Genomic DNA, 16,390 nt, shown 5'->3' with positions numbered 1-16,390 from the left:
TTTTATTGACCTAAAGGGGGTTACATTTATGAATGGTAACGACAATCTGTCGACCCGTGCCTATTTGGCTATAGGTATGATGTTATTTGCTCTATTCTTTGGGGCAGGAAATTTGATTTTCCCAGCGGCCTTAGGGCAACATGCTGGTGATAATGTAGGTTGGGCTTTGCTCGGCTTCGTATTAACTGGTGTAGGCCTTCCACTCTTAGGTGTTGCAGCTATGGGTTACTCTTCCTGTAAAGATGTTGAAGAACTTGCAAGTCGTGTTCATCCGATTTATGGCTTGTTGTACACAATTTCTTTATACTTGAGTATTGGTCCAATGTTTGCGACGCCACGTACTGGTACTGTAGCTTATGAAATCGCAATTAAACCTTTTGCTGAAGGTTTAAGCATGAATATGGAACCAATTTTCTTGGCATTATTCTTTGGTATTTCTTTGTGGTTATCTATTAGTCCGCAAAAACTTGTTAACCGTATCGGTAATATTTTGACACCAGCTTTACTACTTGTAATTCTGTTGTTAATTGTTAAATCCTTTATTACTCCACTTGGTGGTTATGCGGTGCCACAACCGGCATATGGTGATGCACCAACGGCTGTATTACAAGGTTTCCTAGATGGCTATAATACAATGGACGCCTTAGCTTCCGTAGTGTTTGCTATTCTTGTAATCGATTTTGTACGCCTTAGTGGTGCTACCTCTCGTGCTGTGATTACAAAAACAGTAATGGAGGTGGGGGCAATTGCGGTAGGTCTTCTTGGTATCGTGTATGTATTTATCGCTAATATTGGTGCTACAAGTGTTGAACGTTTTGGTTTGTTCGAGACAGGGGCTCCTGTATTGTCCGTAAGTGCTAACTATTTGTTTGGTGAGTTCGGTCAAATTATCTTGGCTATCATCGTTCTGCTAGCTTGCTTGTCTACAAGCATTGGTCTTATCACTTCTTGCGGTACGTATTTCCATAAGCTGACTCCAAAGATTAGTTACAAATTATATGTAGTAATTTTCTCTCTAGCGGCCTTTGGCCTTAGTATGTTTGGCTTGAAAACAATCATCAGTGCAGCAATCCCTGTGTTGATGCTCTTGTATCCGTTGACTATCGTAATCATTTTGTTGGCACTTCTTCATAATGTGTTCGGTGGTCGTCGTTGCGTATATGCATGGACTGTAGCGTTCACAATGATCTCTGCTCTTATGACTGGTCTTGAGACTGCAGGTATTGCACCTATAGCTTTGGAACAGCTCTTTGCTCAATATATTCCATTCCAAAGTGCTGGTATGGGCTGGGTAAGCTTTGCGGTATTAGGCTTTGTTGTGGGTCTTATCCATAAAGGTCTTGCTTCCGATAATAAGTAATAAAGATAAAGGCTCTATGCTTTCATTTTGTGAGAGTATAGAGCCTTTTTATGTTTTGATTGTTGTCATATAAAATTGATTTTGTGTGTAGAAGTTTCTATAATAAGGATAAATAAGGATATAAATGATAAAAGAAGGAAGGAAATTTTATGCGTAGTACTCATTGTTTACCTAGTTATAGTTTTGGAGGTCATGATGTATTTGACGCTATTCCAAAGTTTACAAAATTATATGGCAAGTCTGTAGCTATCATCGGTGGCGAAACAGCTCTTTCTAAAGCTTTGCCACACATTCGTCCAGTGCTTGATAAAGCGGGGATTAAGGTGCTAGATATTATCCACTTTGGTGGAGAGTGTACTTTTGCTCGAGGCAAGGAAATTGCACAAATGGCATCTGTAAAAGATGCGGACTTTTTGTTTGCTGTTGGTGGTGGTAAGGCCATGGATACGGTAAAAGTAGTAGCTATAGAGTTAGATGATAAACCATTCTTTACAATTCCAACCATTGCGTCTACTTGTGCGGCAACGTCAGAAGTGGCAGCTGTATACACGGTAGATCATACTTTTGATGACGTAGCTTTTGTAAATCATCCTCCTGTGCACTGCTTTATTGATGCTGATATTCTCGTAGAAGCACCAAGCCGTTACTTGTGGGCAGGAATGGGAGATACTATTGCAAAACACTATGAAACTCATCTTTCTGCTCGCAGTCGCGAGCAAGACTATAATACTCAGTTAGGCCTTACTCTAGCTTCTATGTGTAGTGAACCAATTTTAGCACATGGTATACAAGCCTATAAAGATAGTCAAGCTAATAAACGTAGTGATGCCTTTGATACCATTGCTATGACTGTTATCTTTACTACCGGTGTTGTATCAGGTTGTGTTCCTATGGCATATAATAGCAACATGGCTCATGCTGTATGTTATGGCTGTGTTACTAATAAAGAAACAGAAGAAAATCATTTGCATGGTGAAATAGTAGCTTATGGCTTACTTATTTTGTTAACCGTTGACCAACAAATGGATGAGTTACAACGGTGGTTGCCAGTATATCGCGAATTAGGTTGGCCTACTAAACTTTCACAATTAGATCTTACTGCATCGCATATTCCTCAAATTGTTGAAAAGGCTACATCTGTTCATGATATTGATGTATCTCCATATAAAATTACAGCAGATATGTTGACTAAGGCTATTCAATATATGGAATCTCTTGATTAATATGGTTTGTAACTATTTGTGTATGTTATGTGATGAGGTTATAAATGCAAGAAATTGTAAAGGGTGGCTTATATCGTCATTTTAAAGGCATGTACTATTACGTGTTAGATGTTGCAACTCATTCGGAAACGAGTGAACAGTTCGTGGTATATCAAAAATTATATGATCAACGTGACTTATATGTACGACCACTAGATATATTTTTGAGTGATGTGGACCATGAAAAATATCCAGATGTAGCACAAAAAGAACGGTTTAAGTTAATGAGTGGACGTGATTAGGAGGGACCGTGGAGCAAAAGTTTTTCTTTTTTGATATTGATAATACTTTAGCTGTATGGCCTGAAGGTAAAATCCCTGAAAGTGCTCAATACAGTTTAGATGAGTTAAAGCGTCGTGGTCACCGTGTAGCCTTAGCAACTGGTCGTATTCAAGTGGATGCTAAGCGTTTCGCAGAGCAAGCGGGTCTTACTGATTTTGTAGCAGATGGTGGTCACAGTATCACTGTTAATAATGAATTGGTATCTATGATAGGTATGGATCGTGATGCATGCATTAAATATTTAGAGTATTTAGAATCACATAATATTCCTTGGGCTGTAACTGACCGCAATAAACTTGGTCGTATTACGCCGTATAAGGAAATTTTAGAGTGGCATCCTAATTGGGATGTATTTAAAACAACTGTAGACCCTAATTTTGACTTTCATAGTGTTGAAGAATTTTATAAGATTTATGTGTTTTTCAAGGAAGGAGAGGAAGAGGAGAAGGATATCGAGCATATGACACATAAGCTCATTCGTTATGGTGATGGCTGTGTTCTATATGAGCCTATGGAAAAGGCGTTGGGTATTCGTAATATGCTTGAACACTTTGGAATGAAGCCAAATCAAGCTGTTGTATTTGGTGATGGGTATAATGATTTATCTATGTTTAGACCTGAGTGGTTAAATATTGCTATGGGTAATGCGCGCCCTGAATTAAAGGCAAAGGCTGATTATATTACTACAGACTGTGATAAAGATGGCATCTATAATGCGTGTAAGCATTTTAAATGGATCGATTAATTATTGATAATTCCTCTAAATTAGGTGAAGTTTATATGAAGATTTGATTTTGTAGCTGTGGCTACAGAATTGGTGTAGTATAGTTAGTATAATGCGCTTAGTTTAATATTCATGTGTTAAAAGGAGAAGAGAAGATATGAACAATAAACGCAGATTATTTTCAACTTTACTTTGTGTAGCGGCATTGACAGCAGGTTTATTTGTTTCTGGTTGCGGCAGTGATAAAGCGGGTGGCATTGGCTCCGTAGTATCCTCCGTTGTTGATGGCGGTAGCGATGAGAAAGCAGCTGCTAAGCTTAATACACTTATTGATGCAACAAACAACTTCAATGGTGACAATGCAACTTGGGGTCAAAACTATGCGGATAGTTTGGCTAAATTAAAAGGTGGTTTCCAAGAAGGTGCTATTGGTCGTCAACCTCATTATGATACTTTAAAAGATGCTTTGGAAAAATCTAAAAAAGAAGGCTCTACGTTCAAAGAAGTTGATACAGAACGCGATAATGTATTAAATATTCTTAATGAATTAGTACCAACATTCAAAGATTTGAAAGCTTATGATGATTCTAAAGCTTACATGAACGATGGCGGTGCTAAAGGTAAAGAACTAGCAGCTAAATACGTAGCACAAGTAGAAAAATTTGATGCTGCTTATGCGAAGTTCAATGATGCTCTTAACAAAGCTAACACTGAACAAACTAAGAAACAAATCGAAAAATTGAAAAAAGACGGTAAAAAAGGCTATGCAGCAGCAATGGAATCTACGCTTCGCTTGACTAATCTTGTAGAAAATGTAGAAAAAGCTCCTAAAAATGCAGACAAACAAGCTGTAGAAAAAGAACTTAATGAAATTCAAACATTGCTTAAGAGCATAAATAATGATCGTGGAGAAGTGCTTGTTAACTCTTATAACTCTGTAGTTGGTTCTGTTCGTCAAGTACTTAACGATGCAAATGAAAACAACCTTAATGACATGATTGAGAATTTCAATAATTATATTGAGTCTTATAACAATACAACTCCAGATCAATTTGACTCTAAATAATCGAATTAACTACGTGATTATTTGAGGATTACAAAAACAGAGCTCCTTTGAAGCTCTGTTTTTTGTTGTTATATATTGTTATATTATTTTCTTATATTTTTAATCTCAATAGTGTCATAATATGATATACTAAAAAAGAGCCGCTCATGGGTTGAGCGGTTTTTCTATGTAAATTTTAAATCTACATTTTAGTTAAATATAATATTAGTATTTTGGGGGACATATGAACTGGAAACGCTTGGCTTTATGCGCAATGTTGGGGATTACAGTGCTTGGTACAACTGCATGTGGTACAAACAGTGGTGAACAACCACAAGGTAATACCGTGAAAGCAGAAACTGTAGCTATGCCCAATTTTACAAACGCACCAATTGCTGATGAATATGCTATCTTTGATACAAACTATGGTCAATTTAAGGTTCGTTTGTTAGGGTCTAAAGCACCGATTACGGTCAAAAATTTTGATTATCTCGTAAAAAAAGGTTTCTATAATGGTGTGACATTTCACCGTGTTATCGAAGGCTTTATGATTCAAGGTGGAGATCCTGATGGCACAGGTGCTGGTGGCCCAGGCTATACAATTCCTGATGAATTCTCCAATGATTTACACTTCAATAAAATGGGCGTTCTAGCCATGGCTAACCGTGGCCCTAATACAGGAGGTTCTCAATTTTTCATTACCTTGGGACCTACGGATTGGTTAGATAATAAACACACTATCTTTGGTACTGTAGTACAAGGTATGGATGTAGTTGAAAAAATCGGCAAAGTTAAAACCGGCCGCAATGATAAGCCAGTAGAGCCAGTAATTATTAATACCATTACATTGGAACCAATCACTGATGATGCGAAAAATGGCAAATAAGGATGCTAAGTCTGAAGAACGGCACTATGTGTACTTGGTGCGATGTGCAGATGATTCTTTGTATTGTGGATGGACTACAGATCTCAAACGTCGAATAGATGCTCACAATGGAGATATCCCAGGTGGTGCAAAATATACGCGAGGACGTCGTCCTGTGACCTTGGTATATTCTGAAAGCTTTCATCAAAAACAAGAAGCACAACGCAGAGAATATGCTATTAAACGGATGACGAAGACTAAGAAATTGGGACTCATTAAGGGTGCAAAATAGTCCTTGATTATGGTATAATATGATGATTAATTACTACCATGGAGGTTGAAAATGAAGCGGGTTCTAGTGTCCGTAAAGAGTGTACAACGAGATATGGATGGCAAGGATACCGTAGTGGAACTGATTTCCCCAGGTACGTCACATGAAAAAGGTAATGCTCAATATGTGCGTTATGAAGAATCTAGTGTGACTGGATTGGATGGGGTTAAGACGACCATTAAAATTCATGATGATTCTATCGTGTTGCTCCGAACAGGGGCTGTCAATATGCGTCATCAATACGTCCGTGGTGAAGAACGTGAAGCCGTATATGAAACACCATATGGTGATTTACATATGGCTGTAAATACTCATGAATTAACAGTAGACTTTCATGATGGCGTAGGTCATGTTCATTTAGGATATGATATTTCCGTTGAAGGTGAATGGCAATTTTATAATCAGTTAGATATAGACGTGCGGGAGGATATAGAGCATGGACATGAAGGAAATCCTGAAATCGGGGATTGAACAGGCATTACAAGATACGATTAACAGCGGTGATTTGCCGGCTGGGGAATATCCAGAAATCGTTCTCGAAGTGCCACCTCAAAAGGAATTCGGTGATTTTTCTACAAACATCGCTATGCAATCCGCTCGTGTAGCTCGTCAAAATCCTCGAGCCATTGCTGAAGCTTTGATTAGTCATATGAATTTTGATTGGCTTGAACGTGCTGAGGTTGCCGGCGCAGGTTTTATTAATTTCTTTTTGAAATCTGATATGGTGTACGATACGTTAAAAGCCATTTTGAATGCTGGTACTGAGTACGGTGTTCAACCATTGCGTGCGCGCGATACGATTCAAGTAGAGTACGTAAGTGCAAACCCTACAGGACCATTGCATGTTGGTCATGGTCGCGGTGCTGCATACGGTAGTGCTCTTGTAAACTTGTTACGTGCAGCGGGTTACAATGTACAATCTGAATACTATATCAATGATGCAGGCAATCAAATCGACAACATGGCTATTTCCATTGAGTACCGTTTCCAAGAGTTACAAGGTGCTAAATTAGTATTCCCGCCTAAACGTAATGAAGACGGTTCTATGCCTGAGTTCGATATTCCAGAAGGGGCTTTAGTGTTCCCTGAAAATGGCTATCGTGGCCCAGATATTATTGAAACAGCGAAAGCGATTGCAGAACGCGAAGGCTTTGATAAATTAAATGCTATGAACGAAGCAGATCGTGTAGCCTTGTTTAAGGAAGAGGGCTTAAAAGAAAAATTAGCTCGCTTAGAGGAAACATTAAGAAACTTCCGCGTTACTTTTGATAATTGGTTCTCTGAACGTACAGTTCATGAAACGGATGAGATTCATCATTCCGTAGAGGCATTAAAGGCCCTTGGCAAAGTTTATGAAAAAAACGGTGCTTTATGGTTAAAATCTACTGATTATGGTGATGATAAAGACCGCGTAGTTATTCGTGATAATGGGGTTCCTACATATTTGGCGGCAGATATTGCGTATCATCGCAATAAATTTGATCGTGGCTTTAAAGAAATGATTGATATTTGGGGCGCTGACCATCATGGCTATGTATGTCGTGTAAAAGCGGCTATGGCGGCATTTGGTTATGACCCTGATAAATTAACAGTATTGTTATTACAAATGGTAGCATTGTTCCGTGACGGACAACTTGTTAAATTGTCTAAACGTAGTGGTGATAGCGTTACATTAGATGAATTGATTGAAGAGGTTGGCGTAGATGCGTCTCGCTATTTCTTCTTGATGCGTTCCTTAGACAGCCAACTTGATTTTGATATTAACTTGGCAAAATCTCGCAGTAATGACAACCCGGTGTATTATATCCAATATGCTCATGCTCGTATTCACAGCATTTACAACCAAGTGCGTGAAGCTGGCATCGCATTTGGCGATTATAGTGAAACTGATTTCACAACACTTACAAGTGAAATGGAATTAGAATTAATTAAGAAATTAGCTGAATATCCGGAAGAGGTCGTTCAAGCTGCTGAACATCGTGCACCTCATCGTATTGCTCGGTACTTATACGATTTGGCAAGCATGTTCCATTCATTCTACCGTCAAGGTCGTATCATTGGCGTAGATCCAGCGTTGCAACAAGCTCGTCTTGGATTAATCACAGCGATTGCCCTCGTTCTTCGTCAAGGCTTGGGTATTTTAGGTATTTCCGCTCCGGAAAAAATGTAATAGGTGGGAGGCATCATGGCAACTAAGTATATTTTCGTAACTGGCGGCGTTGTTTCTTCTCTTGGAAAGGGGATTACAGCAGCATCTTTGGGTCGCTTACTAAAAAACCGCGGTTTCAATGTAACGATTCAAAAATTTGATCCATACATTAATATCGATCCTGGTACGATGAGCCCTTACCAACATGGTGAAGTATTCGTAACAGATGACGGCGCCGAAACGGACCTTGATTTGGGGCATTATGAACGCTTTATCGATATTAACCTTAGCAAACGTTCTAATATTACAGCTGGTAAAGTATATTGGTCTGTAATCAATAAAGAACGCAAAGGTGATTACCTAGGTAGCACTGTACAAGTAATTCCACATATTACAAATGAAATTAAACAAAATGTTTACCGTGTAGGTAAAGAGGATAATGCTGATGTAGTTATCACTGAAATCGGCGGTACTGTAGGTGATATTGAAAGCTTGCCATTTATGGAAGCTATTCGCCAGGTGAAAAAAGAAGTAGGCCGTAACGATGTACTTTACATTCACGTTACGTTAGTGCCTTACATCAATGCCGCAGGCGAGTTGAAAACAAAACCTACACAACATAGTGTAAAAGAATTGCGTAGCATTGGTATTCAACCAGATATTTTGGTATGTCGTAGTGAGAAACATATCTCTGATGATATGAAAGAAAAACTTGCTTTGTTCTGCGACGTAGAACCTGAAGCAGTTATTGAAAATCAAACTTGTAGCTCTATCTATGAAGTGCCATTGATGATGCAAGATCAAGGTCTTGATGATATTGTTATCAAAAAGTTAGGTCTTGAAGATCGTCCATGTGATATGACTGCATGGAAAGAAATGGTTCATAAGATCTTGAATCCTAATAAAGATATTACAGTTGCTATCGTTGGTAAATATGTAGCGTTGCATGATGCGTATTTATCCGTAGTTGAAGCTCTAGATCATGCTGGTATTGCTACAGGTACTAAAGTGAATATTCGTTGGATTGACTCTGAAGAACTTGATGATACTTCTGTAGATCCTAAAGAGGTATTTGAAGGTGTTGAAGGTATCATCGTGCCTGGTGGCTTTGGTTCCCGTGGTGTAGAAGGTAAAATTCGCACAATCCAATACGCTCGTGAAAACAATATTCCATATCTTGGCCTATGCCTTGGCATGCAATCTGCAGTAATGGAATTTGCTCGTAACGTATGTGGCATGGAAGGAGCAACCTCTAGCGAATTCGATGAAAATGCTAAGTACAAAGTAATTGACTTGATGAGTGATCAAGTTGATGTAGATAAAAAAGGCGGTACAATGCGCCTAGGTATCTATCCATGCAAAGTGGAAGCCGGTACGAAAACTCACGAAGCTTATGGGGAAGATTTGATTTATGAACGTCATCGTCATCGCTATGAGTTCAACAATGAATACCGTCAACAATTGACTGATGCAGGCCTTGTAATTTCCGGTACATCTCCAGATGGCCGTCTCGTTGAAAGTATTGAAGTAAAAAATCATCCATTCTTTATTGGTACACAAGCACATCCAGAACTTAAATCTCGCCCAAATAATGCACACCCATTATTCCGTGGTTTCGTAGATGCAATCTTAGAACTAAAAAAATAGTACGTAAAAAGAAGAAAGATGCTCAGAAATGAGCATCTTTCTTCTCTTTTTTGCTTACATCGAAAAAAGTTGGAAAAATATATCGATAAATTTAAAAATAATGCTTGCAATATTGAATGATATTTGTTATTATATAGACAAAGATAGATATAGATGCGGTGGTAAGTACACCAATATAAATATATTCGTTACATATGGAACTCAAATAAGGAGGACATAACATGTCTATTATTGGTAAACAACTTCCTGAATTTACACTTGATGCTTTCAAAAAACCTGAATTGGTAAAAGTTAGCACTGCAGACGTGTTGGGTAAATGGTCTATATTCGTATTCTATCCAGCAGACTTTACATTCGTATGCCCTACTGAGTTGGAAGACGTACAAAACTCTTATGCAGAGTTGAAAGAATTGGGTTGCGAAGTTTACTCCGTATCTTGTGACTCCGAATTCGTTCACAAAGCATGGTCTGATGCTTCTCCAAGCATCAATAAAATCGAGTACTACATGTTAGCTGACAAAAAACATGAATTGGCTGACTTCTTCGATGTATTCCAAGAAGAATCTGCTATGGCTTACCGTGGTACATTCGTAGTAGATCCAGAAGGCTTCGTGCGTACAGCAGAAATTCATGATATGGGTATCGGCCGTTCCGCTGAAGAATTAGTTCGCAAAGTACAAGCTGCTCAATTCGTAGCTAAACATGGCGATCAAGTGTGCCCTGCACGTTGGAAGCCAGGTAAAGACACTTTGAAACCAGGTCTTGATCTTGTAGGTAAAATCTAATTAAGAAACTTATACTTAAATGCTAGAGTAATCTAGACAACTCCTCAAATGACATAAACACGGGCGCGCATCGTTTTCCTGACGATACGGTAAGTCCCAATACCAGATGAACCCTCTCCAATTCATCATGGTAAACCTCATATAACAAACTACAAACTATACGCAAAAGGACTGGCCTTCGGGCTGGTCCTTTTGTGTTATAAGATTATCCTTACTTCGTTGTGTTGCGAATTAACAAAAGTATTATAACTTGAGCTTTCTACGAGGCAAGTTATTAAGTTAAAATATAGGATAAACTCAATAAATATAGAATGAGTAAATATCCCTTTATAAAAGTAGGAAATAAGTTCTTGCATTTTTATAGTGAGTGGTCTATAATGAAATTAATTCCTATTAATATGAAAGGTTTTATAAATATAATATAAGTACTTTATAATATGGGGTGTGTTTAACACTAACGTTTACAAAGAAAGGCAAAATATATGAGGATTTCCACAAAAGGTCGGTATGCATTGATGGTCCTCATCGATTTGGCAGAGCAAGGTCAAGATAAACCTGTCTCCTTGCGATCTGTGGCAGAACGACAAGGCATATCTGAAAAATACCTAGAAGGTATCGTAGCTCGTTTAGGCGCTGCAAAACTAGTGGATAGTATCCGCGGTAAGTATGGCGGCTATCGCTTATCTAAAAGTCCTAAAGAATATACAATTATTGAAATTTTGCTTGCTACAGAGGAATCTATGGCTATCATCTCTACCCTTGATGAAGGGGTGAGTACTGATACAGTGATCAACGAACGGACTGTTGGTTTCTGGGCAGGATTACAAAACTATATTCATGATTATTTAGAAAACGTAACCCTTCAAGATGTAATCGATGGGACCTATGCTAAACTTGATACAAAATATGATAATTGGGATGGTTCTATTTAATAAGGAGTGACCACTATGTCTAAAATTGCAAAATCTTTTGTTGAATTAATCGGTAAAACACCATTATTAGCTGCTACACGTTTTGGTAAAAAATATGGTGCAAACGCTAATATTTTCGCAAAATTGGAATACTTCAACCCAGGCGGTTCCGTAAAAGACCGTATCGCAGCAGCAATCATTCAAGCTGCAGTTGAATCTGGTGAATTACAACCAGGCGGCACAATCGTAGAAGCTACATCTGGTAATACTGGTATTGGCTTGTCTGCTGTAGGTGCTGCGCTTGGTTATAAAGTTGTAATCGTAATGCCTGAAACGATGTCCATTGAACGCCGTAAATTAATGCTTGGTTATGGCGCGCAACTCGTATTGACTGACGGTTCTCTTGGCATGAAAGGCGCTATTGCAAAAGCTAAGGAAATCGTAACGGCTACAGCCGGTGCTATTGAAGCAGGTCAGTTCGTAAATCAAGCTAATCCAGCAATTCATTACAGAACAACTGGACCTGAAATCTGGCAAGATACTGATGGTACTGTAGATATCTACGTGTCTGGTGTTGGTACAGGCGGTACGTTGACAGGTGCAGGTCGCTACTTGAAAGAACAAAACCCTGATGTACATGTGGTTGCCGTAGAACCAGCAGATTCTCCTGTATTGTCTAATGGTAAACCAGGCCCTCATAAAATCCAAGGCTTAGGTGCTGGCTTCATTCCAGATACATTGGATACTAACATTTACGATGAAGTAATCCAAGTTTCTAACGAGGATGCTTTTGCTACATCTCAAGCTTTCGGTCACACAGAAGGCGTATTGGTAGGTATTTCCTCTGGTGCTGCGCTTTGGGCGGCTCAAGAATTGGCAAAACGCCCTGAAAATAAAGGCAAAAATATTGTAGTAATTCTCCCTGATACAGGCGAACGCTACTTATCTACAGCATTGTTCCCTGAAGTTTAATCGCCTATCATGGTGAAAGCATAATAATTGCTTTTACCTGGCTCAAACACATAGATGCCCCCTGTATTTTACAGGGGGCATCCTTTTTTGATTGAATTCTTTTATTATTATAATAGGGTGATGTACTGATTAAATAATGGTGCAGATTATTCATAGTCGGAGAGGGACTTTCACAATAACATTTATAATTGAATACACAAGAAAATTTATAATTGTATATGAAAAAGGAACTACTAGGTAGCTCCTTTAGTATTTTGGTATGTATTTAATTGTGATTATCTACCGTTTTTAACGATATTATCCATCCAGTTGAATAATTCTTCTAAATCGTAGTCACCAGAGTGATCTACATTAAATGGTGTTGCCATATCTACTCTGTACCCAAGGTTTTGAGCACGTGTACCTACGATTAAAGGAATTGCAACAGATGTATTACTGTCGGCTGTGCCATAACGAATACGATAGAATCGTGCATTTGTCGCAGCAGGAGAACCAAGATAGTTCATTGGGTTCATCATAGTAACGATCTTAGCATTTTCTACGTATACATCTTGGTTAGCTGTTGAATCGTGTAATGCAGCAGTAATGGTAAAGTGATTATTATCTGTAGTACTTGTACCAAATAGATTGTTTTCACCTGTATCATTAGCACGAGAGTCAAAGGCACCAGGCGCTTTTGAGCGACTTACAAAGTGGTTATATGCTTCCCAGTTTATGTCTTTGATAGTTCCTGTTTTATTATCTCGTACAAGGTATGTATGCTTGGATAAATCAGTACCTTTAGCTGCTGCTTTATTAGCGGCAGCAACAATAAATTCTTTTACATAATTTTTGAAAGTACCGTTACCGTTCTTGTCAAGTTTTAGTACACGACCTAGAGAGTCACGTAATTGTAAGTTATTTACGTAATCAGGGAAGTGTTCGCTGAGCATTTTAGAGTATGATAGATCGTCTGCATTCAAGTTTACACGTTTCGTCGTACGTTGTGGTGGAGCAGAGTTGCCACCTACATTAGCTTGTGGTAATTCGCCTTGGCCCATAGTTACTTTGTTAAAGGATGTGATACCGTTATAGCTCCATTCGTAAGCCATATCTGCCGCATCAAGGTTAGTGATAGGGGCATATGCAGATACTGCGTATACATTAGTTGCCGCTGTAGCTGCACCTAATGCTTGTAAATATGGTTGGAAGTCGGAGCTGTTACCAGTTGCACCTTGTAATAAGGATACACCACCGCCTGCACTTGTACCATTTGTGATAATGCGGTTTGCATTACCTGGCATAGCGGAATCGTTAGCGTGTAAGTAGGCTGTAGCCGCTTGTAAGTCAACGATTACTGCAGGGGCCTTACCGATAAAGTTGCCATCGGAAGCTTTATTGGTACGACCACGAGTAGCAGGGGAAGCTACTACATAACCACGGGATAATGCGTAAAGAACACTGTTAGGTTTACCATTTTCCATTTTTGGAGTCATAGCTTGACTTGGCATATAACCGCCTACCGCATTTGGCATGAAGATAGGGGCTGTTTGGGTGTTGTAACCGTTGATAGTGCCGTTGTTGAAATATTCCTCTGGTACATAAATGTTCATGTATTGCTGATCTATGTCGATTGGATTAGCCACGTAAGGGATGTACTCGAAGGCACGATATTTGATTTCCTTATTATCTACTGTCGTAGACATAGATTCGTAATTTTTCGCGTCAAAGGCAAGGCTAATTTTTGCAGATGCATTGGCTTGCAATGGTGGATCCATTGGTTGGGAAAGAATATTTTTCTCTTCTGTTACAGAAGAGCCTTTTGTAGAGGCTGTATTACGAGCATCTACATAAGATTGCGGTAATTTACTTTCTTGAACCTGTTTAGTCTCTGCCTCAGATTTAGCTTTTGCTTCGGCTTCAGATTCAGATTTAGCTTTTGCCTCGGCTTCAGCCTGCGCTTTAGCTGCAGCATCTGCTTCTGCTTTAGCTTTTGCCTCGGCTTCTGCCTGAGCTTTAGCAGCAGCATCTGCTTCTGCTTTAGCTTTTGCCTCAGCTTCAGCTTGCGCTTTAGCAGCAGCGTCCGCTTCTGCTTTAGCTTTTGCCTCTGCTTCAGCCCGAGCTTTAGCTGCAGCTGCCGCTTCTTCTTTTGCTAGTTGTTCAGCAGCTAAACGTTCTTGTTCTTCTTGGATCGCAGCTTGTCTTGCAAGTTCCGCTTGTTTAGCAGCAATACGTTCTTGCTCTGCCTTAATAGCAGCTTCGCGTTCTGCTTTAGCTTTCTCGGCCGCGATACGCTCTTGTTCAGCTTTTAAAGCGGCTTGCCGTTGAGCCTCAGCTTGTTGAGCAGCAATACGTTCTTGTTCTGCTTTAATAGCTGCTTGGCGTTGCGCTTCGGCTTGTTGAGCGGCAATACGTTCTTGCTCCGCTCTAATAGCCGCTTGGCGTTGAGCCTCAGCTTGTTGAGCGGCAATACGCTCTTGTTCAGCTTTAATAGCTGCTTGGCGTTGAGCCTCGGCTTGTTGAGCGGCGATACGTTCTTGTTCCGCTCTAATAGCAGCTCTAATAGCAGCTTGTCGTTGAGCCTCGGCTTGTTGAGCGGCGATACGTTCCTGTTCAGCTCTAATAGCTGCTTGACGTTGCGCCTCGGCTTGTTGAGCGGCGATACGTTTCTGTTCAGCTCTAATAGCCGCTTGACGTTGAGCTTCAGCTTGTTGAGCTGCCGCCATACGCTCTTGTTCAGCGCGTAAAGCTTCTTGTCGTTGCGCCTCAGCTTGTTGAGCGGCGATACGTTCCTGTTCAGCTCTAATAGCCGCTTGACGTTGCTCCTCGGCTTGTTGAGCGACGATACGTTCTTGCTCTGCTCTAATAGTCGCTTGACGTTGCGCCTCGGCTTGTTGAGCGGCGATACGTTCTTGCTCAGCTCTAATAGCAGCTTGGCGTTGCGCCTCGGCTTGTTGAGCCGCTAAACGTTCTTGATTTGCTTGTTGCTCAGCAATACGGCGTTGTTCCTCTTGGATACGGATGCGTTCTAGCTCAGCCGCTTGACGGCGTTCTTCTGCAATACGAGCTTGCTCAGCTTGTTGAGCCGCAATACGTTCCTGTTCAGCACGTAAAGCCGCTTGTCGTTGTGCCTCGGTTTGCTGAGCTACCACACGTTCTTGTTCCGCCCGCAAAGCTTCTTGCCGTTGTGCTTCTGCTTGTTGTTGTGCTTGTAGTGCTGCTTGCCGTTGAGCTTCAGCTTGTTTTTGAGCGAGTTGTTGTTGATCAACTTGTGATACATTTTCTTGTTGAGCTGCTTCTTCCGCGGCTAGTTGAGCTAAACGTTCACGCTCAGCTCGTTGAATATCTCGAATCGTAAGCCTCTGTTTTGCTACTACGGCTTTTGTTACTGTAGTATTAGATACAGTTAATGGCGCTATGGATTCTTGTTGAATAACAACAGGCGTACGCTGTACTTGTGTAGTTTGTACTTGTTGCTTACCATCTACTGGTTTCTCTACAGTAACAGGTTCAGTTTTTCGCTGTACATTTATCAAGCTGTGCATTGCTAATGTAGGTTCCATGACAGCCTTTGTATCTTTATTGACAACATACTGAGGTTGAGCTTGAACCTGTTGTTGAGATTGCATTGGTACTACTTGTTGCGGTACTGCTTGTAATGGTGTAACTTGTTGAGTTTGTATAGGGCTAACCGTTGCTGGTTGCATCACGTAGGATGGTTGAGGTTGTGCCATCGATGGTGCTTGTTGTTGTACAATGGTGGCTGGTTGTGGTGTAGTTGGTAAGACTGGCTGAGTTGCCATTGGTTTCACGACTGGAGTTGCTACACTTGTAGTACTTTGTGTCGTTGATTCAGCACTGGTACTCGTACCTACTAAATCATTCATGTTAAGTGTAGGCTCTGCATGGGCAACACCACCCAGCGCAGCTGCGGCAAGAAATGCAGCAGTAACCTTACAATTTTTGGATGATTTCATGAATTAGTTCTCCGAACTAGATTTCTAATAATAATTTATAATTTTAAAGTTAATTAATATTTATATAGTTTAACATAAATCGATGTAATTGTACAGTTTTG

The 16,390-nt window shown here is 40.0% G+C and carries 14 protein-coding genes; 13 read left to right on the top strand and 1 reads right to left on the bottom strand.

Translation table 11 applies throughout. From position 1 onward, the window contains the following. The first annotated feature begins 28 nt into the window (after positions 1–28). The 13 genes from brnQ (at position 29) to cysK (ending at position 12,333) form a co-directional block, all read left to right on the top strand. Positions 29–1,360 (top strand): branched-chain amino acid transport system II carrier protein, encoded by a 1,332-nt coding sequence (gene brnQ, locus E7A03_RS06640; protein WP_287518889.1) that lies wholly within the window; start codon positions 29–31, stop codon positions 1,358–1,360. Positions 1,361–1,509: 149 nt separating this feature from the next. Next, on the top strand, positions 1,510–2,583 hold the full coding sequence (locus E7A03_RS06635) for an iron-containing alcohol dehydrogenase family protein (RefSeq protein ID WP_316073892.1): 1,074 nt from the start codon (positions 1,510–1,512) through the stop codon (positions 2,581–2,583). Positions 2,584–2,627: 44 nt separating this feature from the next. After that, the gene (locus tag E7A03_RS06630) at positions 2,628–2,864 is read left to right on the top strand and encodes a DUF1653 domain-containing protein (RefSeq protein WP_316073890.1); all 237 of its coding nucleotides are present in this window, start codon (positions 2,628–2,630) and stop codon (positions 2,862–2,864) included. A gap of 8 nt (positions 2,865–2,872) precedes the next feature. Then, positions 2,873–3,649, top strand: a complete 777-nt coding sequence (locus tag E7A03_RS06625) for an HAD family hydrolase (RefSeq protein ID WP_004695003.1) — start codon at positions 2,873–2,875, stop codon at positions 3,647–3,649. Between the two features lie 136 nt (positions 3,650–3,785). Then, positions 3,786–4,694 carry a DUF3829 domain-containing protein gene (locus E7A03_RS06620; protein WP_278606451.1) on the top strand — a complete coding sequence of 303 codons (909 nt, stop codon included), beginning with the start codon at positions 3,786–3,788 and terminating at the stop codon, positions 4,692–4,694. A 223-nt stretch (positions 4,695–4,917) separates the two neighbouring features. Next, positions 4,918–5,559, top strand: coding sequence for a peptidylprolyl isomerase (locus tag E7A03_RS06615; protein ID WP_004695007.1), 642 nt, complete (start codon positions 4,918–4,920; stop codon positions 5,557–5,559). Beyond that, entirely contained in the window at positions 5,549–5,830 is a 282-nt protein-coding gene (locus tag E7A03_RS06610; protein ID WP_105087148.1) for a GIY-YIG nuclease family protein, read from the top strand. The genes E7A03_RS06615 and E7A03_RS06610 overlap by 11 nt, the downstream gene beginning before the upstream one ends. A 51-nt stretch (positions 5,831–5,881) precedes the next feature. After that, positions 5,882–6,340 (top strand): YwiB family protein, encoded by a 459-nt coding sequence (locus E7A03_RS06605; RefSeq protein ID WP_004695011.1) that lies wholly within the window; start codon positions 5,882–5,884, stop codon positions 6,338–6,340. Continuing rightward, entirely contained in the window at positions 6,306–8,039 is a 1,734-nt protein-coding gene (argS, locus tag E7A03_RS06600) for an arginine--tRNA ligase (protein ID WP_120054869.1), read from the top strand. The genes E7A03_RS06605 and argS overlap by 35 nt, the downstream gene beginning before the upstream one ends. A 15-nt stretch (positions 8,040–8,054) precedes the next feature. Beyond that, complete coding sequence (locus E7A03_RS06595) at positions 8,055–9,665, top strand: CTP synthase (protein WP_004695015.1); 1,611 nt, start codon at positions 8,055–8,057, stop codon at positions 9,663–9,665. A gap of 221 nt (positions 9,666–9,886) precedes the next feature. Continuing rightward, a complete protein-coding gene (gene ahpC, locus E7A03_RS06590; protein WP_004698190.1) occupies positions 9,887–10,450 on the top strand; it encodes an alkyl hydroperoxide reductase subunit C in 564 nt (187 codons plus the stop codon). Between the two features lie 482 nt (positions 10,451–10,932). Beyond that, positions 10,933–11,382, top strand: a complete 450-nt coding sequence (locus tag E7A03_RS06585; RefSeq protein ID WP_004695020.1) for an RrF2 family transcriptional regulator — start codon at positions 10,933–10,935, stop codon at positions 11,380–11,382. Positions 11,383–11,397: 15 nt separating this feature from the next. Then, on the top strand, positions 11,398–12,333 hold the full coding sequence (gene cysK, locus E7A03_RS06580) for a cysteine synthase A (protein WP_012864824.1): 936 nt from the start codon (positions 11,398–11,400) through the stop codon (positions 12,331–12,333). Between the two features lie 275 nt (positions 12,334–12,608). Here cysK and E7A03_RS06575 read toward each other — a convergent pair whose 3' ends face one another. Further along, the gene (locus E7A03_RS06575) at positions 12,609–16,289 is read right to left on the bottom strand and encodes a subtype B tannase (RefSeq protein ID WP_316073889.1); all 3,681 of its coding nucleotides are present in this window, start codon (positions 16,287–16,289) and stop codon (positions 12,609–12,611) included. Between the last annotated feature and the right edge of the window lie 101 nt (positions 16,290–16,390).

The organism is Veillonella parvula, assembly GCF_032472435.1.
Taxonomy (GTDB): Bacteria; Bacillota; Negativicutes; order Veillonellales; family Veillonellaceae; genus Veillonella; species Veillonella parvula_N.
The sequence above is the reverse complement of the archived record's forward strand: the minus strand, read 5'-3'. Positions and strand labels throughout refer to the sequence as shown.